At 69.1% G+C, this 7148-nt stretch carries 7 protein-coding genes; 4 read left to right on the top strand and 3 right to left on the bottom strand.

Annotated elements, in window-relative coordinates; all coding sequences use genetic code 11:
• Positions 1-163 precede the first annotated feature (163 nt).
• Positions 164-691: a YbhB/YbcL family Raf kinase inhibitor-like protein gene (locus VF330_RS30400; protein WP_330855131.1), complete on the bottom strand. Its 528-nt coding sequence runs from the start codon at positions 689-691 to the stop codon at positions 164-166.
• A 183-nt stretch (positions 692-874) separates the two neighbouring features.
• On the opposite strand from VF330_RS30400, the gene VF330_RS30395 reads away from it, so the two are divergent.
• The 3 genes from VF330_RS30395 (at position 875) to VF330_RS30385 (ending at position 2665) form a co-directional block, all read left to right on the top strand.
• Positions 875-1558: a polysaccharide deacetylase family protein gene (locus VF330_RS30395; protein WP_330855130.1), complete on the top strand. Its 684-nt coding sequence runs from the start codon at positions 875-877 to the stop codon at positions 1556-1558.
• A gap of 98 nt (positions 1559-1656) precedes the next feature.
• Positions 1657-2121 (top strand): AMIN-like domain-containing (lipo)protein, encoded by a 465-nt coding sequence (locus VF330_RS30390; RefSeq protein ID WP_330855129.1) that lies wholly within the window; start codon positions 1657-1659, stop codon positions 2119-2121.
• Between the two features lie 67 nt (positions 2122-2188).
• Positions 2189-2665 (top strand): AMIN-like domain-containing (lipo)protein, encoded by a 477-nt coding sequence (locus VF330_RS30385; RefSeq protein ID WP_330855128.1) that lies wholly within the window; start codon positions 2189-2191, stop codon positions 2663-2665.
• A gap of 67 nt (positions 2666-2732) precedes the next feature.
• On the opposite strand, the gene lon is transcribed toward VF330_RS30385, so the two are convergent.
• Positions 2733-5081 carry an endopeptidase La gene (lon, locus tag VF330_RS30380; RefSeq protein WP_330855127.1) on the bottom strand — a complete coding sequence of 783 codons (2349 nt, stop codon included), beginning with the start codon at positions 5079-5081 and terminating at the stop codon, positions 2733-2735.
• 164 nt (positions 5082-5245) lie between these two features.
• On the opposite strand from lon, the gene VF330_RS30375 reads away from it, so the two are divergent.
• Complete coding sequence (locus VF330_RS30375; protein WP_330855132.1) at positions 5246-6040, top strand: SAM-dependent methyltransferase; 795 nt, start codon at positions 5246-5248, stop codon at positions 6038-6040.
• Here VF330_RS30375 and VF330_RS30370 read toward each other — a convergent pair.
• Positions 6013-7041 carry a hypothetical protein gene (locus VF330_RS30370; protein WP_330855126.1) on the bottom strand — a complete coding sequence of 343 codons (1029 nt, stop codon included), beginning with the start codon at positions 7039-7041 and terminating at the stop codon, positions 6013-6015. The two genes, VF330_RS30375 and VF330_RS30370, sit on opposite strands and share 28 nt — an antisense overlap.
• Positions 7042-7148: the final 107 nt, after the last annotated feature.

Raw genomic sequence — 7148 nt, 5'->3', positions numbered from 1 at the left:
TCAAACCGCCGAAGAGCGTGGCGGTTTGACACCCCTCCCTGGCTGCAGCGAGTGCTGGGCACGGCTCGTGACGGGACCACCCCACCGGAACCTTCTGATTCAAGCCAAGACGGACGGCTCGGCTTCGCCTTCGCCTTCGCTGCTGCTCGCCTTCGGCTTCGTGTCAGTGCTGGTAGGTCGGGGTGATGATCGCCCTTGCGAGGGTGTGGAAGGCGAGGTTGAAGCTCACCACTGCCGGGGAGGCGTCCTGGTCCACGTCCAGCTTCTCGACGTCCACCGCGTGCACCACGAAGAAGTAGCGGTGGGGGTGGTCGCCCTTAGGTGGGGCCGCGCCGCCGAAGGCTCGGGTGCTGTAGTCCGAGCGGACGTGGAAGGCGTCGCCTGGGAGGGTGTCGTCCGAGGCGCCCGCGCCGGTGTCCAGGGAGGTGACGTCGGCCGGGATGTTCACCGCCACCCAGTGCCAGAAGCCCGACGGGGTCGGGGCGTCCGGGTCGTAGCAGGTGACCACGAAGCTCTTGGTCTCGGCGGGGTGGCCGGACCAGGAGAGCTGCGGTGAGGTGTTGCCGCCTTCGAAGACCTGGGCTTCGTCGAGTTGCTCGCCGTCGCGCACGTCCGTCGAGGTGACGGTGAAGGTGCCCACCTGCGGGAGCAGCAGGTAGGGGTCTGGAGCGACTGGGCGCTCGAGGCTCATGGAACTCCTCCTTCTTGTGATCAGTTCGAGCCTATCTCCGGGCAACCCGTGCGGCCCGTTTGACGTCTTTCTCCTGGGTGGAGGGGGAGTTTGATGTCCAAGTTGCGGCTGTGTGCTGCATTTGTACTGGTTGTTGGGGTCGTGTCATGTGGACAGACGCCCGACGAGCAGGCGGCTGGGCCCGTGTTGACCACGGCGCCCACGACCACGGCCGGCACCACGTCGGTGGAGCGGCCCAAGCGGATGTTCGAGCCGCCCTACCCTTACGGGACCGTGCAGGCGAAGGCGCCCGCGGTCGTCGACGGGATGGTGCCCGTCGTCACGCACATCGCCACGGACAAGCCGTACGTGTTCATCACCATCGACGACGGGGCCGTGCAGCACCCCAAGGCCCGTGAGCTGATGATCGGGGCCGGGGTCTGGCCGTCGGTGTTCCTCAACACGAAGTACGCCGAGGGGCACAAGGACTACTTCAAGCAGCTGCCGGTCACCGTGCAGAGCCACACGACCAGCCACCCGAACCTGCAGGGCAGGCCGCTGGACTTCCAGAAGCACGAGATCTGCGGGAACGCGGACTTCCTCGCGGGGGACTACGGGAAGCGGCCCACGTTGTTCCGGCCGCCGTTCGGCAACTACGACGCGACTACCCGGCACGCTGCCGCCAGCTGCGGGTTCAAGGCGCTCGTCAACTGGACGGCCGCGGTCAACGACGGGCACGTGCAGTTCCAGTCCGGCGACCGGCTCAAGCGGGGGGACATCGTGCTCATGCACTTCCGCACGACGTTCGTCGAGGACTTCACGGCCTTCCTCGACCGGGCGAAGCAGGACGGGCTGACGCCGGTGCCGCTGGAGGACTTTCTCGGGTAGCCGTGCAACCCCGTGCGGCCGTGGTGGCGTGATCAAGGTGGGGGCCTTGAGAAGCTGCGGAGGTCCCCGTTCGCATTGACGAAGAACTGGGGAGATAGATGAAGAAGAGTCTGACCGCGGCGCTGTTCGCAGTGCTCGCGGTGTTCGCGGCCGCGCCCGTGGCGTCGGCCGACAGCAACGCCCACCTGACGGACATCGTGACCAGCAAGCACGACGGTTTCGAGCGGGTCGAGCTCGTGGTGGACCGCCTGCCCACCCAGTCCTTCGCCGACGAGGTCACCGAGGTCTGGGACTGCGCCAGGGACGTCCGGATTCCCGTGGGTGGCCAGAAGTTCCTCCGCACGACGCACTTCAGCGCGTCGACGCGGGACAGCGGCAAGCTCACCTACACCGGGCCGCGGAACTTCGTGCCGCAGGGGCTGACCAACGTCAAGGGCATCGCGATCTCGTGCGACTTCGAGTCGACGCTCGGCGTCTCGGTCGGGTACGACAACCCGGGCTCGACGTACCAGGTCTACTCGCTGACGAACCCCTCCAGGGTCGTCATCGACGTCCGGGGCTGACCGACGCAACTGTGCTGTGGGTCACACGTCCTGAAGACATCGAACGAGCCCTGAGAGGGGGCCGAAGATGAACAGACGTCTCGCCGCGGTGCTGGTCGCGGTCCTGGCCGTGCTCACCGTCGCACCGATCGCGTCGGCGCAGAGCGCGTCCACGTTGTCGGACATCAGGACCGGGCAGCACAACGGGTTCAGCCGGGTGGTGCTCGACCTGTCCGGACTGCCCTCGGAGTACCGGGTCAGCGAGGTCACCGGCGTCTCGCACTGCGCGTCCGGCAACCCGATCACCGTCGCCGGCGGTGGAGTGCAGGAGATCCTCCAGGTCACGGTGTTCGGTGCGGCCGCGCACGACGACAACGGCAACCTGACCTACCCGGGGTCGCGGAACTTCGCGACTCCCGGCCTGAGCAACGTCCGAGGGGTCGCGCTCACGTGCGACTTCGAGGCGACGCTCGGGGTCGCCGTCGGGTACGCCGACCCGAGCTCGTGGCACCGGGTCTTCACGCTGACGAACCCGAACCGGCTCGTCATCGACGTCGGCCTGTAGCAGGAGAAAAGCCTCGTGGGGGCAGTAGTCGCCGCTACTGCCCCCACGAGGGACCTAGGTGGAGGTGTTACGCCGCAACGGTCGCGGCGACCTCCTTCGACAGCGCGTGCTCCAGCACCTCTGCCACGTCCGAGACGAAGTGCACGGTCAGCTGCTCGCGCACCGACTCCGGCACGTCGTCCAGGTCCGGCTCGTTGCGCTGGGGCAGCAGCACGGTCGTGATGCCCGCGCGGTGGGCGGCGAGCAGCTTCTGCTTCACGCCACCGATCGGCAGGACCCGACCGGTCAGCGAGATCTCACCCGTCATCGCCACGTCCGAGCGCACGGGGCGGCCGGACAGCAGCGAGGCCAGCGCCGTCGTCATCGTGACGCCCGCGGACGGTCCGTCCTTCGGCACCGCACCGGCGGGGACGTGGATGTGCACTCCCCGGTCGGCCAGCGACGCGGCCTTCTCGTCGTGCGAACGCAGGTACGACAGCGCGATCTGCGCGGACTCCTTCATCACGTCGCCCAGCTGGCCCGTCAGCGTCACGCCGGTCGAGCCGGTGTCCTTCGGGGCCAGCGAGGCCTCGATGAACAGGACGTCGCCGCCGACACCCGTCACGGCCAGGCCCGTCGCCACGCCGGGGACCGAGGTGCGCTCGGCCGACTCCGGGGTGTTCTTCGGGCTGCCCAGGTACGACTTCAGCGACGGCTGGTCGACCGTGATCGGCAGCTCGTCCTCGCCCAGGGCCACCTTCGCGGTCACCTTGCGCAGGATGCGCGAGAGAGCCCGTTCCAGTTGCCGCACACCGGCTTCCCGCGTGTACTCGCTCGCCAGCTGGTGCAGGGCGGGCTTGTCGAACGTGACGTCCTCCGAGGTGAGGCCGGCGCGTTCGATCTGGCGGGGCAGCAGGTGGTCGCTCGCGATGGTGACCTTCTCGTCCTCGGTGTAGCCGTCGAGCTGGACGAGCTCCATGCGGTCGAGCAGCGGCGCCGGGATCGACTCCAGCACGTTCGCGGTCGCGAGGAACACCACGTCCGACAGGTCGAGCTCGACCTCCAGGTAGTGGTCGCGGAACGTGTGGTTCTGCGCCGGGTCCAGCACCTCGAGCAACGCCGCCGTGGGGTCGCCGCGGTAGTCGGAGCCGACCTTGTCGATCTCGTCGAGCAGCACGACCGGGTTCATCGAACCGGCCTCGCTGATCGCGCGGACGATCCGGCCCGGCAGCGCGCCGACGTACGTGCGGCGGTGGCCGCGGATCTCGGCCTCGTCGCGCACGCCGCCCAGGGCGACGCGGACGAACTTGCGGCCCATCGCCCGTGCCACGGACTCGCCGAGCGACGTCTTGCCGACGCCGGGAGGGCCCGTCAGCGCGAGCACGGCGCCGGAACGACGTCCGCCCACCACGCCCATGCCGCGGTCGGCACGGCGCTTGCGCACGGCCAGGTACTCCGTGATGCGCTGCTTCACGTCGTCGAGACCCGCGTGGTCGGCGTCGAGGACCTCGCGCGCCGCCTTGATGTCGTAGGAGTCCTCGGTCCGGGAGTTCCACGGCATCTCGAGGACGGTGTCGAGCCACGTCCGGATCCAGCCCACCTCCGGCGACTGCTCGGAGGTGCGCTCCAGCTTGTCGACCTCGGTCAGCGCGGCCTTGAGCACATTTTCGGGCAGCTCGGCGGCCTCGACGCGGGCGCGGTAGTCCTCCTGCTCGGTGGCGGGCTTGCCGTCGAGCTCGGCCAGCTCCTTGCGGATCGCGGCCATCTGCTGGCGCAGCAGGAACTCGCGCTGCTGCTTCTCGACGCCTTCCTTGACGTCCTTCGCGATCGTCTCGTTGACGTCGAGCTCGGTCAGGTGCGCCTGGCCCCACTCGACCAGCTTCTCGAGCCGCTCGGTGACGTCGGACGTCTCCAGCAGCCAGATCTTCTGCTTCTCGTCGAGGTAGGAGGCGTAGCCAGCGAGGTCGGCCAGCGCCGACGGGTCGGTGATCTGCTGCACCGAGTCGACCATCTGCCACGCGCCGCGCGTCTGCAGGATGTTCGTCACGAGCGCGCGGTACTGCTTCGCGAGCTCACGGGTGCGGTCGGTGATCTCGGACTCGTCCGCGATCGTCGCGTTCACCCACAGCGCCGCGCCCGGCCCGGTGGTGCCCGTGCCGATGCGCACGCGCTTCGTGCCGCGGACGACGGCGGCGCGTTCGCCGCCCGGCAGGCGTCCGACCTGCTCGATCTCGGCCAGCGTGCCCACCGGGGCGTACTTGCCGTCCAGCCGTGGGACGAGCAGCACTTGATGGTTCGCGGCCGTCGTGGCGGCGTCTACCGCCGCGCGGGCCTCGGCGCTCGCGTCCGCACCGGAGATGCGGACCGGCACCACCATGCCGGGCAGCACCACGACGTCGTCCAGCGGCAGTACCGGCAGGGCCAGGGTCTCGGCCATCTCGTCCTCCAAAGTTGAGTCTGTACCGCTCAACCAACTTCAGCGGGGTGGTGTTCCCCCGGGGTGTTCGCTGTGAGCGAGCGGCCCCGATGGACGGACTTGATCACCGTTGGGGCGGGTGGCGGTGGACACCCGTGCGGCGCGCGGGTGAGGATGCGGGCGTGATGGAAGAGCTGAAGTGGGTCCCGTCCACGGTCGACGTCACCCGCCCGAGCGTGGCGCGGATGTACGACTACTACCTGGGCGGCTCGCACAACTTCGAAGCCGACCGCGCCGCCGCGAAGCAGGTGGAACAGCACTTCCCCGGCGTCGCCCAGAGCGCGCAGGCGAACCGCTCGTTCCTGCGCAGGGTCGTCCGCCACCTCGTCGCGCAGGGCGTCGACCAGTTCCTCGACCTGGGATCGGGCATCCCGACCGTGGGCAACGTCCACGAGATCGCCCAGCAGGACAACCCGGACGCCCGCGTCGTCTACGTCGACTTCGAACCGGTCGCCGTCTCGCACGCCAACGCCCTGCTCGCCGACAACCCGAACGCCAGCGCCATCCTCGCCGACCTGCGCGCGACCTCGTCCGTCCTGAAGGGCGCCCGCGAGGTGCTCGACTTCTCCCGCCCGGTCGGCGTGCTGATCATCGCCGCCCTGCACTTCGTCCCCGACTCGGACAAGCCCTACGAGGCCGTCGCGTCGTACCTGGCCGACCTTCCGTCGGGTTCGTACCTCGCGATCACGCACGCCTCCTGGGACAGCCTCAGCGACGACGAACGCGCCGAGGCCACCGAGATCAAGAAGATCTACAACAGCTCGGACAACGCGCTGACCATGCGCACGCACGCCGAGGTGACCAGGTTCTTCGACGGCATGGACCTGCTGGAGCCGGGCGTCGTCGCGGTGAACGACTGGCGCCCGGACTTCTACGAGGACCGCACGGGCATCTACGGCGCCGTCGCCCGCAAGCCCTGAAGCAGCCGGTCCCGGATCCCGTTCGTCTCGCGGTCGGTGAGGGTGCGTTCCGGCGCCCTCATCGTCACCCGGAGGAGCACGTTCTTCTGACCGGGCAGCGCTCCGAGCCGGCGCCGCACGTGTTCGGGTAGCTCCCCGGCAGGGGTCTCGCTGAGAATCTCGATCTCTTCGACGACGTCCTCGGGAACCAGCGCGCGGATGCGGTCGCCGAGCGTCTCCACGTCGTCGTGGTCGTCCGCCATGATCGAGATGTCCCTGATCGCCGCCGGGTGCCGGGACACCGGCCGGTACGCGCCGAGGTCGAGCATCTGCCCGGCGATGCGCGGGTCGCCGTTGCGCAGCAGCCGGATGTCCGGGACTCCCTTGCGCAGCATCAGGAGCCGGTCGAGCCCCAGGCCCATCGCGAGTCCGTGCGGGTGGTCCTTGAGCACGTGCCGCGCGGCCCGCCCGCACTCGCCGATCTCGACCCACTCGCCGTCGTGCTCCACGTCGATCTGCTTGCCGTGCGTGGTGTACGGGTGCTGTGCGTCCGTTGTGCGGTAACGCTTGCCGGGCAGCACCGTGGTGACGACGGTGTGGATGAGGTCCTCCAGCGACTCCTGCTCGACGCTGATCCGCCAGATGTCGAGCTGGTGCGGTGTGCCGGTGTGCAGGCGGTCGACGGTGTCGCGGCGGTAGACGAGACCGGGGCAGAGCAGCGTGACGTCGGGCGTCGCGTCCTTCAACGCCGGCGGGATCATCGCCGTGGTGTGGCTGCGCAGCATGCACGTCTCGCTGACGTACCTCGTGTAGCGGGCTTCCCTGGTGATCGCGTCGGCCGGGTAGCCGAGGTGCTCGTAGTTGTGCTCCACCGGCACGAGCGGGTGGTGGCGGACCTCGTGCGGGTCGCTGAGTGCCGTTGTGAGGTCGGCGATGAGCAGCTGCATCGCGTGTGGACCCTGCGCGGGGTCGGTGAGGTCGCGGACGTTCAGGGCGTGCACGAGCTCTTCGGTGCGGTACATGGGCTTTCCCGTTCTTCCGGTCCTGTGGGGTGCGGAGTCCCCCGACCGACGGGAATTTCAGGCGCGCGCCACCCACGCGGGTCGGGGGTGGCTAAATCGCGTCACGG

The organism is Lentzea sp. (genome assembly GCF_036380075.1).
Classification (GTDB): domain Bacteria; phylum Actinomycetota; class Actinomycetes; order Mycobacteriales; family Pseudonocardiaceae; genus Lentzea.
Note: the sequence above shows the minus strand (reverse complement) of the source record. Positions and strands in the feature narration are given on the sequence as shown.